Source organism: Amycolatopsis sp. NPDC104587, assembly GCF_055583645.1.
Genome location: NZ_JBVJNO010000005.1, coordinates 442,864 through 459,638, shown reverse-complemented (window position 1 = coordinate 459,638; position 16,775 = coordinate 442,864). Strand labels below are relative to the sequence as shown.

General features: G+C 72.3%; 13 protein-coding genes. 8 read left to right on the top strand and 5 right to left on the bottom strand.

Going from position 1 to position 16,775, the window contains the following annotated elements; all coding sequences use genetic code 11:
* The first annotated feature begins 62 nt into the window (after window positions 1-62).
* Window positions 63-737 carry a response regulator transcription factor gene (locus ACZ61C_RS17610; protein WP_465307841.1) on the top strand — a complete coding sequence of 225 codons (675 nt, stop codon included), beginning with the start codon at window positions 63-65 and terminating at the stop codon, window positions 735-737.
* A 4-nt stretch (window positions 738-741) separates the two neighbouring features.
* A complete protein-coding gene (locus ACZ61C_RS17605) occupies window positions 742-2,133 on the top strand; it encodes a sensor histidine kinase (RefSeq protein ID WP_465307839.1) in 1,392 nt (463 codons plus the stop codon).
* Here the strand turns inward: ACZ61C_RS17605 and ACZ61C_RS17600 are convergent.
* Window positions 2,130-3,056, bottom strand: a complete 927-nt coding sequence (locus ACZ61C_RS17600; RefSeq protein WP_465307837.1) for a TAXI family TRAP transporter solute-binding subunit — start codon at window positions 3,054-3,056, stop codon at window positions 2,130-2,132. The genes ACZ61C_RS17605 and ACZ61C_RS17600 overlap by 4 nt on opposite strands.
* Before the next feature lie 80 nt (window positions 3,057-3,136).
* On the opposite strand from ACZ61C_RS17600, the gene ACZ61C_RS17595 reads away from it, so the two are divergent.
* Window positions 3,137-5,881, top strand: coding sequence for a transcriptional regulator (locus ACZ61C_RS17595; protein ID WP_465307835.1), 2,745 nt, complete (start codon window positions 3,137-3,139; stop codon window positions 5,879-5,881).
* Here the strand turns inward: ACZ61C_RS17595 and ACZ61C_RS17590 are convergent.
* Window positions 5,859-6,542: a DUF4097 family beta strand repeat-containing protein gene (locus ACZ61C_RS17590; RefSeq protein WP_465307833.1), complete on the bottom strand. Its 684-nt coding sequence runs from the start codon at window positions 6,540-6,542 to the stop codon at window positions 5,859-5,861. The genes ACZ61C_RS17595 and ACZ61C_RS17590 overlap by 23 nt on opposite strands.
* A 334-nt stretch (window positions 6,543-6,876) precedes the next feature.
* Between ACZ61C_RS17590 and ACZ61C_RS17585 the strand changes: the two genes are divergently transcribed.
* The 3 genes from ACZ61C_RS17585 to ACZ61C_RS17575 all read left to right on the top strand — a co-directional run bounded on the left by ACZ61C_RS17585 (window position 6,877) and on the right by ACZ61C_RS17575 (window position 10,354).
* Window positions 6,877-8,181, top strand: a complete 1,305-nt coding sequence (locus ACZ61C_RS17585; RefSeq protein ID WP_465307831.1) for a helix-turn-helix domain-containing protein — start codon at window positions 6,877-6,879, stop codon at window positions 8,179-8,181.
* 209 nt (window positions 8,182-8,390) lie between these two features.
* Window positions 8,391-9,884, top strand: coding sequence for a tRNA (N6-isopentenyl adenosine(37)-C2)-methylthiotransferase MiaB (gene miaB, locus ACZ61C_RS17580; protein WP_465307829.1), 1,494 nt, complete (start codon window positions 8,391-8,393; stop codon window positions 9,882-9,884).
* Window positions 9,881-10,354 carry an Rv2732c family membrane protein gene (locus tag ACZ61C_RS17575; protein ID WP_465307827.1) on the top strand — a complete coding sequence of 158 codons (474 nt, stop codon included), beginning with the start codon at window positions 9,881-9,883 and terminating at the stop codon, window positions 10,352-10,354. The genes miaB and ACZ61C_RS17575 overlap by 4 nt, the downstream gene beginning before the upstream one ends.
* On the opposite strand, the gene ACZ61C_RS17570 is transcribed toward ACZ61C_RS17575, so the two are convergent.
* Together ACZ61C_RS17570 and ACZ61C_RS17565 are read right to left on the bottom strand one after the other, a co-directional pair.
* Complete coding sequence (locus ACZ61C_RS17570) at window positions 10,351-10,722, bottom strand: hypothetical protein (protein ID WP_465307825.1); 372 nt, start codon at window positions 10,720-10,722, stop codon at window positions 10,351-10,353. The genes ACZ61C_RS17575 and ACZ61C_RS17570 overlap by 4 nt on opposite strands.
* Window positions 10,723-10,939: 217 nt before the next feature.
* The gene (locus ACZ61C_RS17565) at window positions 10,940-12,253 is read right to left on the bottom strand and encodes a DUF349 domain-containing protein (RefSeq protein WP_465307823.1); all 1,314 of its coding nucleotides are present in this window, start codon (window positions 12,251-12,253) and stop codon (window positions 10,940-10,942) included.
* Window positions 12,254-12,471: 218 nt separating this feature from the next.
* Between ACZ61C_RS17565 and miaA the strand changes: the two genes are divergently transcribed.
* Window positions 12,472-13,398 (top strand): tRNA (adenosine(37)-N6)-dimethylallyltransferase MiaA, encoded by a 927-nt coding sequence (gene miaA, locus ACZ61C_RS17560; RefSeq protein WP_465307821.1) that lies wholly within the window; start codon window positions 12,472-12,474, stop codon window positions 13,396-13,398.
* Window positions 13,399-13,408: 10 nt separating this feature from the next.
* A complete protein-coding gene (dapF, locus tag ACZ61C_RS17555) occupies window positions 13,409-14,236 on the top strand; it encodes a diaminopimelate epimerase (protein WP_465307819.1) in 828 nt (275 codons plus the stop codon).
* Window positions 14,237-14,252: 16 nt separating this feature from the next.
* Here dapF and valS read toward each other — a convergent pair whose 3' ends face one another.
* Entirely contained in the window at window positions 14,253-16,766 is a 2,514-nt protein-coding gene (gene valS, locus ACZ61C_RS17550) for a valine--tRNA ligase (protein WP_465307817.1), read from the bottom strand.
* Window positions 16,767-16,775 lie beyond the last annotated feature (9 nt).

Below are 16,775 nucleotides of genomic sequence, written 5' to 3'. Positions count from 1 at the left end.
TGAGGTCCTAGAGTTCGTCGATACCGGCCGGGGGTGAACCAGGTCACCAGGGAGGGTGAACGGTGCGGGTGCTGCTGGTGGAGGACGACGACCGGGTCGCGGGCGCGCTGATCCCGGCCCTGACCCGCCGCGGCCTGGCGATCGCGCGGCTGGCCACCGGCGCCGGCGTGCTCGACCGGGTCCACGAGGTCGACGTCATCCTGCTCGACCTCGGCCTGCCGGACATCGACGGCGTCACGCTCTGCCGCCAGATCCGCGCGGTCAGCGACGTCGCGATCATCGTCGTGTCGGCGCGCGGCGAGGTCGACGACCGGATCCAGGGCCTGCGCGCGGGCGCCGACGACTACCTCGTCAAGCCCTACGACGTCGAGGAGTTGCTCGCGCGGGTCGAAGCGGTGCGCCGCCGCCGCGGCGAGCACACCACGGCCGAGCCGGTGGTGATCCGGGCGGGCGACGTCAGCGTCGACCTCTCCCGGCACGAGGTGCTCGTCGACGGCCAGGCGGTCGCGTTGTCCCGCAAGGAGTTCCAGGTGCTCGCGCTCGTCGCGGGCGCGCGCGGCGCGGTGTGCTCGCGCGAACACGTGCTCACCGAGGTATGGGGCCATCGCGGCCCGGCGGAGAGCCGCTCGCTGGACGTCCACGTCGCGACCCTGCGGACGAAGCTGGGCCGCCCGGCGCTGATCGAGACGGTCCGCGGGGTCGGCTACCGGCTCGGCGGCCAGGTCGCCCGGAGCTGACGGCGTGCGCGTCCGCCTGCAGGGCATCGTGCTGACGCTGGTCGCGTTGCTGGTGTTCGGCCTCGGCATCCCGCTGGCCATCTCGATCGCGGCCGGCGCGCAGCAGGACCTGTTCCTCGACCGGCTGACCGACACCGCCCGGTTCGCGTCGCTGGCGCAGCGGCCGCTGCTGGACAACAAGCCGTGGCTGCTCGAACCCGACCTGACCCGCTACACCGAGGTGTACGGCGTCGAGGTGATCGTCGTCGACCAGGACGGCAAGCCGGTCACCGGCTCGGCGGGCGCGGACGCCGTCGACCTCAAGGCGGAGCGGTTCAGCGACCCGGTCCACGAGGCGCTGGCCGGCCGCCGGTCGCAGCCCGCCGGCGTGCTGATGCCGTGGGACGCGACGCCGCTGGTGCTGGCCGAGCCGGTGCTCGCCGACGGCGAGGTGCGCGGGGCCGTGCTGAGCGTGTCGGACACCGGCACCGAACGCGCCGACGTGCTGTGGTGGTGGCTGCTGCTCGCCGCGGGCGGGATCCTCGCGTTCGTGCTGGCGCTGGCCGTGGCCATCCCGGTGGTCCGGTGGATCCTGCGGCCGGTGCACCGGCTCGACGACGCGACCGGCGCGCTCGTGGCGTCCGTGGTCAGCGGGCGGGAGGCCGAGCCGGTGGGGGAGAGCGGCGGGCCGCCGGAGCTGCGGCAGCTGGGGCGCTCCTTCGACCGGATGGCCGAGAGCGTGTCCGGCGCGCTGGCCGCGCAGCGCGCGTTTGTCGCCGACGCCTCCCACCAGCTGCGCAACCCGCTGACCGCGTTGAAGATCCGCCTCGGCAACCTCGACGGCCACGTCGTGGACGAGCAGTCCGCCGCCGACCTCGACGCCGCGCGCGTCGACGCCGGGCGGCTGCACCAGATCCTCGACGGCCTGCTCTCGATGGCCCGCGCCGAGGCGTCCGGCGGCGAGCTGGACCCGGTGGTGCTGGACGAGGCCGTCGCCGAGCGCGTCGCCGACTGGTCGGTGGTCGGCGAGGCCCGTGACGTGCGGCTGGTCGTCGACACCGCCGGCGACGGCGCCCGCGTCCGGATGCCGCCGCGCGGGGCCGAGACGATCCTGGACGCGCTGCTCGACAACGCGCTGAAGTTCACCGCGGCCGGCACCGAGATCCGGATCGCCGTCGAGCACGAAGCGGAGAAGGTGCGGCTGTCGGTCCGTGACCACGGCCCCGGCCTGCCGCCCGACGAGCTCGACCGCGCGCTCGACCGCTTCTGGCGCAGCCCGGCCCACCAGAACGTGCCCGGTTCGGGGCTGGGCCTGGCGATCGTCAGCGAGCTGACCGCGCATTCGGACGGCGAGCTGGCACTCGACCTGCCCGAGGGCGGCGGCCTGCGGATCACGATGACCTTCCCGGCCGCCTAGGTCTTCTGCCCGCGGTAGTAGCGCAGCGCGCCCGGGTGCAGCGGGATCGGCTGGGTCTCGATGCCGGGGTGCACGTCGATCGACAGCGCCGCCGGGTTGGCCGCGGCGAGCTGCTGGCGGGCGTCGAACAGGCCGCGGACCAGCGCTTCGGCGACGTCGTCGGACATCGACTTCGGCACCACCAGGACGTTCGGCACCAGCAGCGTGGTCACCGGGCCGGCCTGGTTGTAGGTGCTGGCCGGGATGGACGCCGTGCCGTACACCTGGTTGAGCTCCTGCATCTTCGGCATCACGTCGGCGATGTCGAGCAGGCGCAGCGACTTCGAGTCGTTGTAGTCGGCCAGGAACGGCGTCGGCAGGCCCCCGGACCAGAAGAACGCGTCGACGTCGCCGTTCAGCAGCGCCCGGACGGAGTCGGGGAGGCCGCGCAGGGACGTGGTGACCGACCCTTGGAGCCTGGTCACCTGCAACAGCCGTTCGGCGATGTACTCGACACCCGAAGACGGCGAGCCGATCGCGATCCGCTTGCCCCTCAGCTGCTCGACCGTCCGGATGGGGGAGTCGGACCGCACGACGATGTGCAGGTAGTCGTCGTGGATCCGGGCCAGCGCGGCCAGCCGCGGATCGGTCTTGTACCGGTCGGAGGCGACGTCGGCGGCGACAAAAGCGACTTCGGCCGCCCCCGCCAGCACCTTGTCGACGTTGTCGGGCGAGCCCTGGGTCTGCAGCACCTGCGGCCGCCCGATGTCCAGGCCCGCCTGCCAGGTGGTGGCCAGCGTCTGCGCGAGCTTGTCGTAGACCCCGCCGGGGTTGCCCGCGGCGATCCGCAGCCGGAGGTCCCCGAAGCCGGCGGTGCAGGCGGAGAGGACCAGCAGCAGGGCGGCCGCCAGCACGAGTCCACGGGTCCGCCGGGTCCTGACCATCGTCTGATCGTGCCAGATCCCCGCGCCGAGGGGGCCGAAACCGGGTCGGCCACCCGCTGTCGCCGATAGGATCCCCGTCCGTGACCGCGCCGCCCGAACCGCCGACCGACGTCCGCGCCGAGCCCGGCGAGGAGGACGCCCTGCTCGACGAGCTGCGCAAAAAGCTTCCGCAGCTGGCCGAGCGCGCGCTCGACGACCCCAAGGCCGAACGCCTGGGGCGGGTGCCCGAGCCGGACCGTGAGACGGTGCGCGAAGACGTTCTCAAGCTCGTGGTGGGCGGCGGCGACTTCGTGCTCCAGGAGACCAACCCGCAGATCACCGGGCTCCGCGAAGCTCAGGAAAAGCTCGCCGGGTTCGACGCGCCGCGGCCGCGCGCGGCCCGGTTGCCGAACCCGGACGACCGGGCCGGGCACGCCCTGCTCGGGTTCGTCCTCTGGCTGGGCATGCTCTTCCCGCTGCTGTTCTGGCAGCTCGGCCGGCTGCCCGTGACCAGGAGCGGCTGGGCCTGGATCCTCCTGGCGCTCTTCGTGACTTCGGCCCTCTCGCTGGTGCTGACCCGCCGGCTGGTCGCCCGGCTCGGCACCCGGTTCGGCGGCAAGCCGGCGCTCGGTGGTGGTCCGTGGCCGCTCGTCACCGGGTTCGCCACGACGTACCTGCTGGTGCTGTGGCGCAACTGGTCGTCGGCTCGGGAGGCGATGGGGACGTTCCTGGCCGTCGTGGTGTGGGTGGTCGCGGGGTGCGTCGCCTTCGTCTTCGCCCTGGGCTCCTACCTGACGGCCATGGACGCCGCCAAGGAAGAGGAACCGGGCCTGAGGCTGCCGCGGGTCGCCGGGCACCGCGCGCTGATCGGTGCCCTCCTGGCGGCGGGCGTGGCGTTCACGGTCATGACCGTCCCCCTGCCGCTGCCGGAGTGGGCGGTGTTCGTCCTCGCGGACGTGCTCGCGGTGCTCGTCCTGCTCCTGACCGGGCCCGTTCTGGTCAGCCCCGGCGCGCTGTTGCCGGCGTCGATGTCCGGCGATCCCGAACGCCGGGGCAGTTCGGGGTGGACGCAGCGGCAGGCGGAGCTGCGGAAAAGCGTTGCCGCGGCCGAAGCCGAGTGGGAAACCGCCGCGCGGGCGACGGTCGAGCAGCAGGTCACGCTGCACGTCAACGAGCTGGTGCAGCCGTCGTTCAGCACGACGCTCGGCGCCCTCGACCCCCGGGCGCTCGGGCAGATGCGCGCCGGCGACCGGGTGGTGACGTCGCTGGCGTCGGCAGATCGGCTGATGGCGCTGATGGCGGGGATAGGCGGCGGCGCCGTCGGGATGGCCGGGCCGCGCGGGGCGGGCAAGACCACCCTGCTCGAGGCCTACCGGGCGGGCCGGCTCAGCCCCGCCGGCCGCGCGCACATCGCCGTCCTCGAAAGCGTCCCGGTCCGGTACGACGCGCGCGAATTCGTTCTGCACCTCTACGCCCGCACCTGCGCGGCGGTGATCGAGTTCTGCAAGAAGCGGCGCGACGACGCGGACCCGCGGCCCGGCCACTGGGCCGCGCGCCGGGCCCGCTGGCGGCGGTCGTGGCCGTTCGCCGCCGTGGTCGTCGTGGCGGTGGCGGCCGGGGTGCTCGGTTCGCTGGCGACGCGCGGCGCGCGGTTCGACCCGGCCACGTGGTTCGCGGCGATCTGGTGGCCGCTGGTCTGCCTGCTCGGCGCGGCCGGCCTGCTCGCCGTCGCGGCACGGCGGCGGCCGGCGGTGGTGCCCACGCGGGTCGAGCCGGCGCCCGCGGTGCCACCGGGGGACCTGCAAGCCTTGCGTGCCCGCGCCGAGTGGGCGATCGGCGACATCGAGTTCCAGCAGAAGCACACCTCGGGCTGGTCCGGTAAGGCCGGCGTGCCGGCGGGCGCCGACATCGGCGTGACCAGGACGCACGAAGTGACCCGGCAGCCGCGCAGCTACCCGCAGATCGTGCACGGCTTCGGCGAGTTCCTCCGCGCCACGATCGGCGGTGTCGCCCCGCTCGACGGCATCGCGACGCCGTCGGTGGTGATCATCCTCGACGAGCTGGACAAGATCGTCGCCCCGGACGCGGCCCAGGACTTCGTCAACGAGGTCAAGGCGCTGTTCAACCTCGACGTGCCGGGTTTCCTGTTCCTCGTCTCGGTTTCGGAGGACGCGCTCGCCGCGTTCGAGCGGCGCGGGCTGCCGGTGCGCGACGCCTTCGACAGCGCCTTCGACGTCATCTTCCGCGTGGAGTACCTGAAGCTCGACGACGCGCGGCAGGTGCTGTCCCGGCGCGTCCTCGGCTTGCCCGACCCGTTCGTCTGCCTGTGCCACTGCCTGTCCGGCGGACTGCCGCGCGAGCTGATCCGCGTCGCCCGCCAGGTGATCTCCGGCGGCGGCGCGCTGGCCGGCGTCGCCCGCCGCGTGGTCGCCGAGGACCTCGCGGACAAACGCGCCGGCCTGCGCACGATCGTCGCCCGCGGCGGCTACGACGACGTCCTGGTCGGCGACCTGGTCCGGCACGTCGACGCGCACGCCGCCGCCGACCCGGCCGCCTTGGTCGAAGCGGCGGCCACCCCGCCGGTCGAGCGTGGGGACGAACCCCTCCGGCGGCTCCAGGTCGAGACGCTCGGGTACCTCTACTACCTGGGCACCGTCTTGGAGGTGTTCGGCCCCGCGCTCGACGAAGCGCACATCGAGCGCGGCGGGGTGGCCGGCGACGGGTCGTTCGACGCGCTGGCGTCGGTGCGCCAGCTGTTCCCGGTCAACGCCCGGCTCGCCTGGCTGACGATCAGCGCGTTCCGGACGGTGTGGGACCTGCGCGTCATCCCGCCACCCGAGCGGTGAGGCTGCGCGCCTCGATGTCACCGCGCGCGGTGGTGGCGCGGATGCGCAGCTCGGCGGCGCCGGTGCTGGTCAGGCTGTTGCTGACCCGGCCGTAGGAGGTGCCGGCGTCCAGCGAGGCGGACACCCCGGCGGCGGCGCCGACGGAGATGTCCCCGGACTGCGAGCTCAGCTCGACGGTGCCCGGCCCGGCTTCGCTGACGCGGATGTCGCCCCGGGCGGTGCCGATCCGGGCGGACCCGCCCAGCCGGCCGACCTCGACGTCCCCGTCGGTGGCGGTGAGCTGGACGCTCGCGGCCTGCTCCAGCTTGATCCAGCGGTAGGCGCCGTCGAAGACGACGTCCCCCAGCGGGCCGGTCCCGTCGAGCTCGGCGCTGCCGGCCTTGGCCTCGACCCGCGAACCGGCGGGCAGTTCGACGGTGACGTCGAGGGCCCCGGACGGACCGAAGTACTGGTGCTTGGCTTCCGGAGCCTCGATCCGCAGGACACCGTTGGCAAAGCTGACGCTGGTCTGCTCGGCGGCCTTGACATCCCGGCTCTTCCCGGCATCGGCGGGCCGCACGTCGACGCTGGTGTCGTCCCGCTCACCGGCGACGAGCCGCACACGCCCGGCGGGAATGGTGAGGAAGGCGGTGATCGGGGCGGGGGTGGCGAAGTTCTGCATCGTGCTCTCCTGTGGTTTCCGGCCCCCTCGGTGGGGGCTGTGAGGACCACATTCGCCGGGCCCGCTGACATGGAGCGGCCATGCTCCTGACACGACGGCTGACAGGGGGCGGACGAGCAACAGAAGAGCCTCCCGTCAGGACACCCGCAGGACGGCGGCTCCTGGTCGGAGGGCAGGAAATCCTGACTGGCACCTGGCTTGACGGAACGGCCGGCGATTCGGTTCTTTCGGGAGTTTCCTGCGAAAACAGGACTACGTCCGGTTCGTTGCTTTCGCCCTGCGCCGGTGCTGTACTGCCCGCAGGGGTGAACCTCGTCGAACGGGGGAGGCGGACATGGTGGGGTCGTTCGGCGAAAATGTGCGGAAGCTGCGCCAGAGCCGCGGGTTTTCGCTCGCGAATCTGGCCCTCGAGATCAACTACAGCAAGAGCTACCTGAGCAAGATCGAAAACGGCTTGAGCGCCCCGACAGCAGACATCGCGAAGCGGTGTGACAGCGTGCTCGAGACCGGAGGCACCCTCGCCGCGATGGTCTTGTCCGCGAAGCCGGAGGTGCCGGAACCCCGATCCGAAGCCGGAACGGGGGAAGAAGACGGCGACGGCGAAGTGTGGGTGCCGGTGATGGATCCCGACGGGGCGTCCGGCTTCCACCGCCTCCCGCGCCGGCAGGTCCTGACCGGACTCGGTATCGCGGTGGGACACGCGCTGACGGGTGGCGCCCGGTCGGTGGCCGATCCCACGACGATCGCGGGCTTGCAGGCCGCGTCCGACCAGTACCGCAGGCTCGGCACCACGAGCCGCCCGGGCATCGTGCTTCCGCAGGTCGTCGCCCATGTGCACACGGCGCGTTCCCTCGCGAGCGGCGCGGTGGCGCCGGAAGTGCGCGACGAGTTGCTCGTCCACGCTTCGCGGGCCGCGGAGTACGCGGGCTGGATGAGCCAAGAGGCCGGCGACGACCTGGCCGCCGCGTGGTGGACTGCGACGGCCGTCGACTTCGCGGCCTCCGGCGGAGATCGCCACCTGGGCAGCTACGCACTGGTGCGGCAGGCGGAACTGGCCTTGTACCGGCAGGATCCCCCCACCATGGTCGAACTGGCCGTGCGTGCGCAGGCCGATCCGTCGGCGGGGCACCGGATCCTCGGACTCGCCGCCCGGTGCGAAGCACAGGGTCACGCATTGGCTGGTGCCCCCGACGACTGCCTGCGCGCACTGGAACGCGCCAGGGCGTTGTTGACCGAAGGCACGCCCACGGTGTCGCGACCGGTGCTCGGTTCCGCCAGCGTCGTCGACGAAGTCGCATTGGCCGAAGGCTGGTCGCTCTACGACCTCGGCCGTCCTGCCGACGCCGCGGAGATCCTCGACCGGGAGTTGCCCAGGGTCGCCGCGCACGCGCGGAGAGCCCGCGCGCGGTTCGGGGCACGTCGCGTGCTGGCGTACGCCGGCAGCGGCGAAATCGAGCACGCCTGCTCGCTCACCCGCGGGGTACTCGCCGACGCGGCGCACGTGGATTCCGCCACTGTGCGGATCGACCTCCGCCAGCTCTCGCGGACACTGGCCCGGTGGCACAACCACCCGGCGGTGCGTGAACTGCTGCCTGAGCTGGGCTCCGCGTTGAGGGTCGCGAGGGTCCCGGACGCCTAGGTGTTCCGGCCACGGTGGTCGGGAACGGGGGCGATCTCCGGCCGGATGAACTTGGCGAAAAGGGCGCCTCGGGTTCCGTCTAATTGGTGACATCTGCACCGGCGATCAGGAGGCCCGGTCGAGGACGGAGCCGAGTTGCCACCGCCGCCGGGCGCCGGACCGGGAGGGACGCGGAGCCGCTGGTGGGCGCGGGGCTACCCTGAAGAGCGATGACCGAGACACAGGCACCCAGGGCGTACCAGATCCGCACCTTCGGTTGCCAGATGAACGTGCACGACTCCGAGCGCCTCGCCGGGCAGCTCGAAGCGGCCGGGTACGTGCCCGCCGGCGAGGGCGGGAAGCCCGACCTCATCGTGTTCAACACCTGCGCCGTGCGGGAGAACGCGGACAACAAGCTCTACGGCACCCTCGGGCACCTGCGGCCGGACAAGGTCGCGAACCCCGGGATGCAGATCGCCGTCGGGGGGTGTCTGGCGCAGAAGGACCGCGGGGACATCGTCAAGCGCGCTCCCTGGGTGGACGTCGTCTTCGGGACGCACAACATCGGGTCGCTCCCGGCGCTGCTGGAGCGCGCGCGGCACAACTCCGAGGCCGAGGTCGAGATCCTCGAGTCGCTCGAGACCTTCCCCTCGACGCTGCCCGCGCGCCGCGAGTCGTCCTACGCGAGCTGGGTGTCCGTTTCGGTCGGGTGCAACAACACCTGCACCTTCTGCATCGTGCCCGCCCTGCGCGGCAAGGAGCGCGACCGGCGGCCGGGCGAGATCCTCGCCGAGGTCGAGGCGCTCGTCGCCGAGGGCGTGCTCGAGGTCACGCTGCTCGGCCAGAACGTGAACTCCTACGGCGTCGAGTTCGGCGACCGGCTGGCGTTCGGGAAGCTGCTGCGCGCCACCGGCGGCGTCGACGGCCTCGAGCGGGTGCGCTTCACCTCGCCGCACCCGGCCGCCTTCACCTCCGACGTGATCGACGCCATGGCCGCGACCCCGAACGTCTGCCACCAGCTGCACATGCCGCTGCAGTCCGGGTCCGACCGGATCCTGCGGGAGATGAAGCGGTCGTACCGCTCCGCGCGCTTCCTGAAGATCCTCGACGAGGTCCGCGCGTCGATGCCGGACGCGGCGATCACCACCGACATCATCGTCGGCTTCCCCGGCGAGACCGAGGAAGACTTCCAGGCGACCCTCGACGTCGTCGAGCAGGCCCGCTTCGCCAGCGCGTTCACCTTCCAGTACTCGATCCGCCCCGGCACGCCGGCCGCGACGATGCCGGACCAGGTACCCAAGGCGGTCGTGCAGGAGCGCTACGACCGGCTGGCCGAGCTGCAGAACACGATCTCCTGGGAAGAGAACAAGAAGATCGTCGGACGACGGGTCGAGCTGCTCGTCGCCGCGGGCGAGGGCCGCAAGGACGCCGAGACGCACCGGATGAGCGGCCGCGCGCGCGACGGCCGTCTGGTGCACTTCACCCCGGCCGGCCCGCTGGTCGACCGCGCGGTGCGTCCCGGCGACGTCGTCGAGACGGTCGTGACGTACGGCGCGCCGCACCACCTGGTGGCCGACGGCGACCTGCTGTCGCACCGGCGGACGCGGGCCGGCGACAACGCGGAGGCCGGGCTGCGGCCGAAGACGAGCGGCGTCACGCTGGGACTGCCGGGCTTCGGTGCGCCGGCCGCCCAGCCCGAACCGGTGAGTGGGTGTGCGCTGTGACCGAGCCCAAGAGCAACGGTGACCTGGCCGAGCTGGCCGCCGAAATCGACGAGGTGGGCCACCACGCGTCGCGCACGGTGGAGCTGGGCCGGCGCGGGTTCACCATCGCCGTGTTCTCGTTCGTGCTGCTGATCTGCCTGATCCTGCCGTGGGTCGGCGAGCACGCGGGCTGGCAGGTGCTGGCCGGCGAAGGCGGCGGCATCCCGCAGCTGTTCGCGGCGACGTCGACCGCCGTCGGCATCCTCGCCTCGGCGCTGGCCCTGGTGACGCGGCGCTGGTGGCTGGCCTGGGTCTGCGCCGCCGGCGGCTGGTTCGCCTCGGTGGACGGGCTGCTCGCGATCTGGTCGCAGCAGTCGTCGCACGCCAGCGGCGCCGCGGGCGGCGGACCGGGCTACGGCCTGATCATCGCCTGGATCGCGATGATCTGCCTCGCGGTGTCGTGGATGCGGACCGCGTTCTCGCGGGACTAGATCACCACGATCCCGATCAGGCCCGAGACGACACCCACGTAGAGCTCGGTTTCCGGGTGGAAGACCCGGAGCGTGACGTTCGCCCGGATCTTGAAGCTCACGCTGAACTTGAACACGCCGTTCGGCTTGCAGGTGCCGGTGGTCAGGTCGACCCAGACCCCGGCCTTGAGCTGCTGGACGACCACCGGCTCACCACCGGAGACGCTCTCCTGCCCGCCCAGGTCGGCGAACGAGCCCTTGATCTTCGTTTCTTCGCCGACCTTGACGCGGTTCTTCTCGGCCTTGGCTTCGAGCTTGGCCTTGTGCTTCTTCCCGTCGACGACGGCCGGAGCCGGCCCGGCGGCCGCCAGCGCGGGCTCTCGAGGCAACCAGAGCCCGGCCCAGCCGGACAGCCCCTCGCCCGCCCCGAAAGCAGCCCCCGCCCTCCCTGGGGGGCGTGCCCTTGTCCAGCCTATCGGCACCCCCGGACGAACAGCCCCGGAAACCCACCGGAGCAGCCGCCTTGTCCACATCACGATGGCCCTGTGGACAAGACGCCCGAAGGCCCCCTCGCCGGAGCGAAGGGGCCTTCGGGAACGGTAGACCTCAGCGGTCGGCGACCGCGGCCTCCGCCGCCTGCAGCCACTCACGCCACTGCGCCGCCTGCTCGTCGGCCTTCTTCGCCCGGCGCTCGTCCCCGGCCGCGCGGGCCTTCGCCGCCTGGGACTCGAACTGCTCGACGCGCTCGCGGAACTGGGCCGCTCGGGCCTGGGCTTCCGGGTCGGTGCGGCGCCAGCGGGAGTCCTCGGCCGACTTGACGGAGTCCTGGACCGTCTTCAGCCGGCCGTCCAGCTCGCGGATGCGCTCGCGCGGGACCTTGCCGATCTCGTCCCACTGCTCCTGGATCTTGCGCAGCGCGTTCTTGGCCGCCTCGAGGTTGGCCGCCGCGTCGATCTTCTCCGCCTCGACCAGCAGCTCCTCCTTGCGCGCCGCGTTCTGGGAGAACTCCGCGTCGCGCTCGGAGAACACCGCGGACCGGCGGGCGAAGAACTTGTCCTGGGTCGCGCGGAAACGCTGCCAGAGGGCCTCGTCGCTGTCCTTCGGCGCGCGTCCGGCGGCCTTCCACTCGGTCATCAGGTCCTTGTAGCGGCCCGCGGTCTCGCCCCAGTCCTCGGACTCGCTGATGGCCTCGGCCTCGGCGATGAGCTCTTCCTTGCGCTGCTTGGCCGAGGCGCGCTGCTTGTCCAGCTCGGCGAAGTGCGACCCGCGCCGCCGGTTGAACCCTTCGCGGGCCTTCGAGAACCGCTTCCACAGCTCGTCGTCGGTCTTGCGGTCGACACCCTTGACGGTCTTCCACTCGTCGAGGATCGCGCGCAGCCGGTCGCCGGCCGCCTTCCACTGGGTGGAGTCGGCGGCGATCTTCTCGGCTTCTTCGGCCAGCTCCTGCTTACGGGCGACGGCGGCGGCGCGGGCCTGCTCGCGTTCCTGCTTCGCGCTGGCCAGGGCCTTCTCGGCGTGCGCGATGACGTACTCCAGGCGCGCGCCCAGCGCGGCCAGGTCGCCGACCAGGGACGACTCGGCCAGGCCGTCCCGCAGCTGGGTGGCGCTCGAGAGCGCGTGCTTCGGGTCGCCCGCGCCGGAAACCAGGCGCGTCTCCAGCAGCTCGACCTCGGTGCGCACGTCGTCGAAGCGGCGGGCGTAGTGCACCAGGCCCTCGTCGGGGCTGCCGGCCTGCCAGACGCCGACAGCGCGTTCGCCCTCGGCGGTGATGACGTAAACGGTGCCCTCATCGTCGATGCGGCCCCAGGTGGACGGGGTGGGCTCGGCGGGCGGCACGGGCGGGGCGGCGTGCCCGGTGTGCTGCGCGTGCGGCACCGGGTGCGGGGCCGGGGTACCGGTGGAAGTGTTGTCCTGGGCCATCGCAGGCTCCTTATCGCCTGTACGCCCGCTCGCGCGGGCGCCCCGCCGCGGAAGCGGGGCCGGGTAATGCGGTCGTCACGGGCCGTGCTCGGATGCTACGGCCCCACGCGGCATTCAAGCAGCTCAGCGCGCACCGTGGTACTGGATGAGCCACTCGAAGCTCGTGATCCTACTTCCGGTGGACGCTCCGTGGCGGCCCGCCGGTATCGTCAGCCGTCGTGACCAGCCCCGCCGCCCCGCCCGGAGCCAGCCCGGTCGCGGTGGTCGGGCCGACGGCCACCGGCAAGACCGCACTGGCCGTCGACCTGGCCCTTCAGCTCGGCGGAGAGGTCGTCAACGCCGACGCGCTGCAGCTGTACCGGGGGATGGACATCGGCACCGCCAAGGCCACGTCCGAGGAGCGCCGAGGCGTCCCCCACCACCTGCTCGACGTGCTGGAAGTGACCGAAACGGCGTCCGTCGCGGCCTACCAGCGCGACGCGCGCGCCGAGATCGAACGGCTCCTCGCGGCCGGCCGGGTGCCGGTGCTGACCGGCGGGTCCGGCCTGTACGTCCAGGCCGTGCTCGACGACCTGAGGTTCCCGGGTACGGACCCGGCGGTGCGCGCCCGGCTCGACGCGGAAGCGGCCGAAGCCGGCACCCCGACCCTCTACACCCGGTTGGGTGAACGCGATCCGGTCGCCGCGGCCGCGATCCTGCCGACCAACACCCGGCGGATCGTGCGTGCTCTCGAGGTCATCGAAATCACCGGGGAGCCGTTTTCGGCGAACCTGCCCAAGCCGGGCCCGGCGCGCTACGACACGGTGGTCGTCGGGGTCGACCGGGCGCCCGAGGAGCTCGACGAGCGGGTGAACGAGCGCGTCCGGCGGATGTTCGCCGCCGGGCTCGTCGACGAGGTCCGCGGGCTGGTGGAGCGCGGCTTGCGCGACGGGAAGACGGCGTCGCGGGCGCTGGGCTACCAGCAGGTGCTCGCCGAGCTCGACGGCGAAGGCGACTTCGAGGCGGCCGCCGCGGCGACGGCGCAGGCCACGCGGCGCTTCGTCCGGAAGCAACGGTCCTGGTTCCGGCGCGACAAGCGGATCCACTGGTTCGACGGCGCCGAAACCGGGCTGGCCGCACGCGTCCTGGATACCCTGGGCCGGTAATCTTGCCCCTATGGGCGGAATCGAGTTCCTCAAGGGGCACGGCACGCAGAACGACTTCGTGCTGCTCCCCGATCCGGCGGGCCGCCTCGAGCTGACCGAGGCGAGGGTCGCCGCGCTGTGCGACCGCCACCGCGGGCTCGGGGCCGACGGCGTGCTGCGCGTCGTCCGCGCCGCCGCGCTCGACGTGCCGTCGGAGGGCGAGTGGTTCATGGACTACCGCAACGCCGACGGCTCGATCGCCGAGATGTGCGGCAACGGCACCCGCGTCTTCGCCCGTTACCTCGTCGAATCGGGGCTGGAGACCGAGGGCGAGTTCGTCATCGGCACCCGCGCCGGCGACCGCCCGCTGGTGGTGCACCCGGACCGCTCGGTGACCGTCCAGATGGGACCCGCCACGATCACCGGGACGTCGGTCACGGTGGTGGCCGGCCGGCCGTTCTCTGGGGTGGCGGTCGACGTCGGCAACCCGCACCTGGTGTCGCTGCTCGACGACGACGTCGCGGACCTCGACCTGCGCGACCAGCCCGACTTCGACCACGACGTCTTCCCGCACGGGGTCAACCTCGAGTTCGTCAACCGGCTCGGCGAGGGCGCGCTGCGGATGCGCGTGCACGAGCGCGGCGTGGGGGAGACGCGCGCGTGCGGCACGGGCACGGTCGCCGCGGTGGCGGCGGCGTTCCACCTGGCGGGCACCGACACGGGCGCGTCCACTGTGGACATCCCGGGCGGCCGCGTCGAGGTGACGGTGTCACGCGGCGCGTCGACGCTGTCCGGCCCGGCGGAGATCGTGGCGCGCGGCGAGATCGACGAAGCCTGGTGGGCCGCCGCCGGTTCCTGACGGCGGCCCACCAGCGTCAGACCGTCGCTTCGACTGCGAATTCGCCTTCGCGGGTTGTCACGTCGGCGACGGCGCCGGCGATCCGGATGTCCGGCTCGATCGCCGCGAACCGCGCCAGCACCTCGGCCGGCCCGGTCACCGTCAGCGCTTCCACCGCCGAGCGCATCGAGACCTTCGCGTCGGTCTTCGCGCGGCGGACCGCGGCGATCACGTCGCCGGCCAGCGTCAGCAGCTCCGGGTCACCGTCGACCGTCGACACCGAAGGCCACGGCGCCCGGTGCACCGAACCCTCCTGCCACCACGACCAGACCTCCTCGGTCGCGAACGGCAGGAACGGCGCGAACAGCCGCAGCACCGCCGACAACGCCGTCACCAGCGCGGCTTGGGCCGACGAAGCTCCGGAAGGACCGCTGTCGCCGTAGGCCCGGCCCTTCACCAGCTCGACGTAGTCGTCGCAGAAGGTCCAGAAGAACGCCTCGGTCACCTGCAGCGCCCGTGCGTAGTCCAGCGCCTCCAAAGCCGCTGTCGCCGAAGAAACGACGTCCGAAAGCGACGCCAGCAGCGCCCGGTCCAGTGGCTCGACCGCCACCGCGGAAGACGAAGGCACACCCAGGCCCAGCACGAACCGGCTGGCGTTGAGCAGCTTGGTCGCCAGCCGCCGCCCGACCTTCATCTGGCCTTCGTCCACCGCCGTGTCGACACCCGGGCGCGCGCTCGCCGCCCAGTAGCGGACCGCGTCCGAACCGAAGCGCTCCAGCATGTCCACCGGCGTTGTCACGTTGCCCTTGGACTTCGACATCTTCTTGCGGTCCGGGTCGAGCACCCAGCCCGCGATCGCCGCCTCGCGCCACGGCAGCACGCCGTGTTCCAGCTCCGCGCGCACCGCCGTCGAGAACAGCCAGGTGCGGATGATCTCGTGCGCCTGCGGCCGCAGGTCCATCGGGAACACGCGGGAGAACAGGTCGTCGTCGAGGCTCCAGCGGCCGACGATCTGCGGTGTCAGCGACGACGTCGCCCACGTGTCCATCACGTCGGGGTCCGCGGCGAACCCGCCGGGCACGCCGCGCTGGTCCGCGGTGAAGCCGGGCGGGACGTCGCTGCTCGGGTCGACCGGCAGGGACTCCGGCAGCAACCGCGCGTCGTAGTCGGGCTCGCCGTGGGCGTCGAGCCGGTACCACAGCGGGATCGGCACGCCGAAGAACCGCTGACGGCTGACCAGCCAGTCGCCGGCCAGGTTCTCCACCCACGACGAGTACCGGACGCGCATGTGCTTCGGCACCCAGTTCAGCTCTTCGCCGCGGTCCAGCATCCGAGCCCGGAAGGACGGGTCGTTCCCGCCGTTGCGCAGGTACCACTGCCGGCTCGCGACGATCTCCAGCGGCTTGTCGCCCTTTTCGTAGAACTTCACCGAGTGCGTGATCGGCCGCGGTTCCCCGCGCAGCGCCCCGGCGTGTCGCAGCAGGCCGACCAGGATCTCGCGTCCCGTGTGGACGGTCTTGCCGACGAGCGGCGCGTAGACGTCCGCGGGGACGTCGTGCGGCGCGTCGGGCAGGAACCGCCCGTCCCGGCCCAGCACCACGCGGGTCGCGAGCCGCAGCTCACGCCACCACGTGACGTCCGTCGTGTCGCCGAACGTGCACACCATCGCGATGCCGCGGCCCTTCTCGGGATCCGCCAGATGATGCGCCACGACCGGGACCTCGACGCCGAACACCGGCGTCCGCACGGTCTTGCCGAACAACGGCTTGAACCGCTCGTCGTCCGGGTGCGCCACCAGCGCGACACACGCGGGCAGCAGCTCGGGCCGGGTCGTCGCGATCACGACGTCGGAGCCGTCCTCGGCCGTGAACGCCAGGTCGTGGAACGCGCCTGGGCGTTCACGGTCCTCCAGCTCGGCCTGCGCGACGGCGGTGCGGAAGGTGACGTCCCAGAGCGTCGGCGCTTCGGCTTGGTACGCCTCGCCGCGCTCGAGGTTGCGCAGGAACGCGCGCTGCGAGATCAGCCGCGAGTCGTGCCCGATCGTCTGGTAGGTCATCGTCCAGTCGACCGACAGCCCGAGCTGCCGCCAGAGCTGCTCGAAGACCTTTTCGTCCGTGACGGTCAGGGATTCGCACAGCTCGATGAAGTTGCGCCGAGAGATCGAGACGGCGTCGCGTCCCGGCTTCTCCGGCGGCGCGAAGTCCGGGTCGTAGGGGAGCGACGGGTCGCAGCGGACGCCGAAGTGGTTCTGCACGCGGCGTTCGGTCGGCAGGCCGTTGTCGTCCCACCCCATCGGGTAGAACACCTCGAACCCGCGCATCCGCTTGAACCGCGCGACGACGTCGGTGTGGGTGTAGGAGAAGACGTGCCCGATGTGCAGCGAGCCGCTGACCGTCGGCGGCGGGGTGTCGATGGAGTAGACGTCGGCGCGGTTCTTGGTGCGGTCGAAGCGGTAGGCGCCGGTGGTTTCCCATACGGGTACCCACTTCGCCTCCAGACCGTCGACACCGACCTTGTCCGGGACTCGCGGGTGCTCGGATGGGGTACTCATGAACCAACT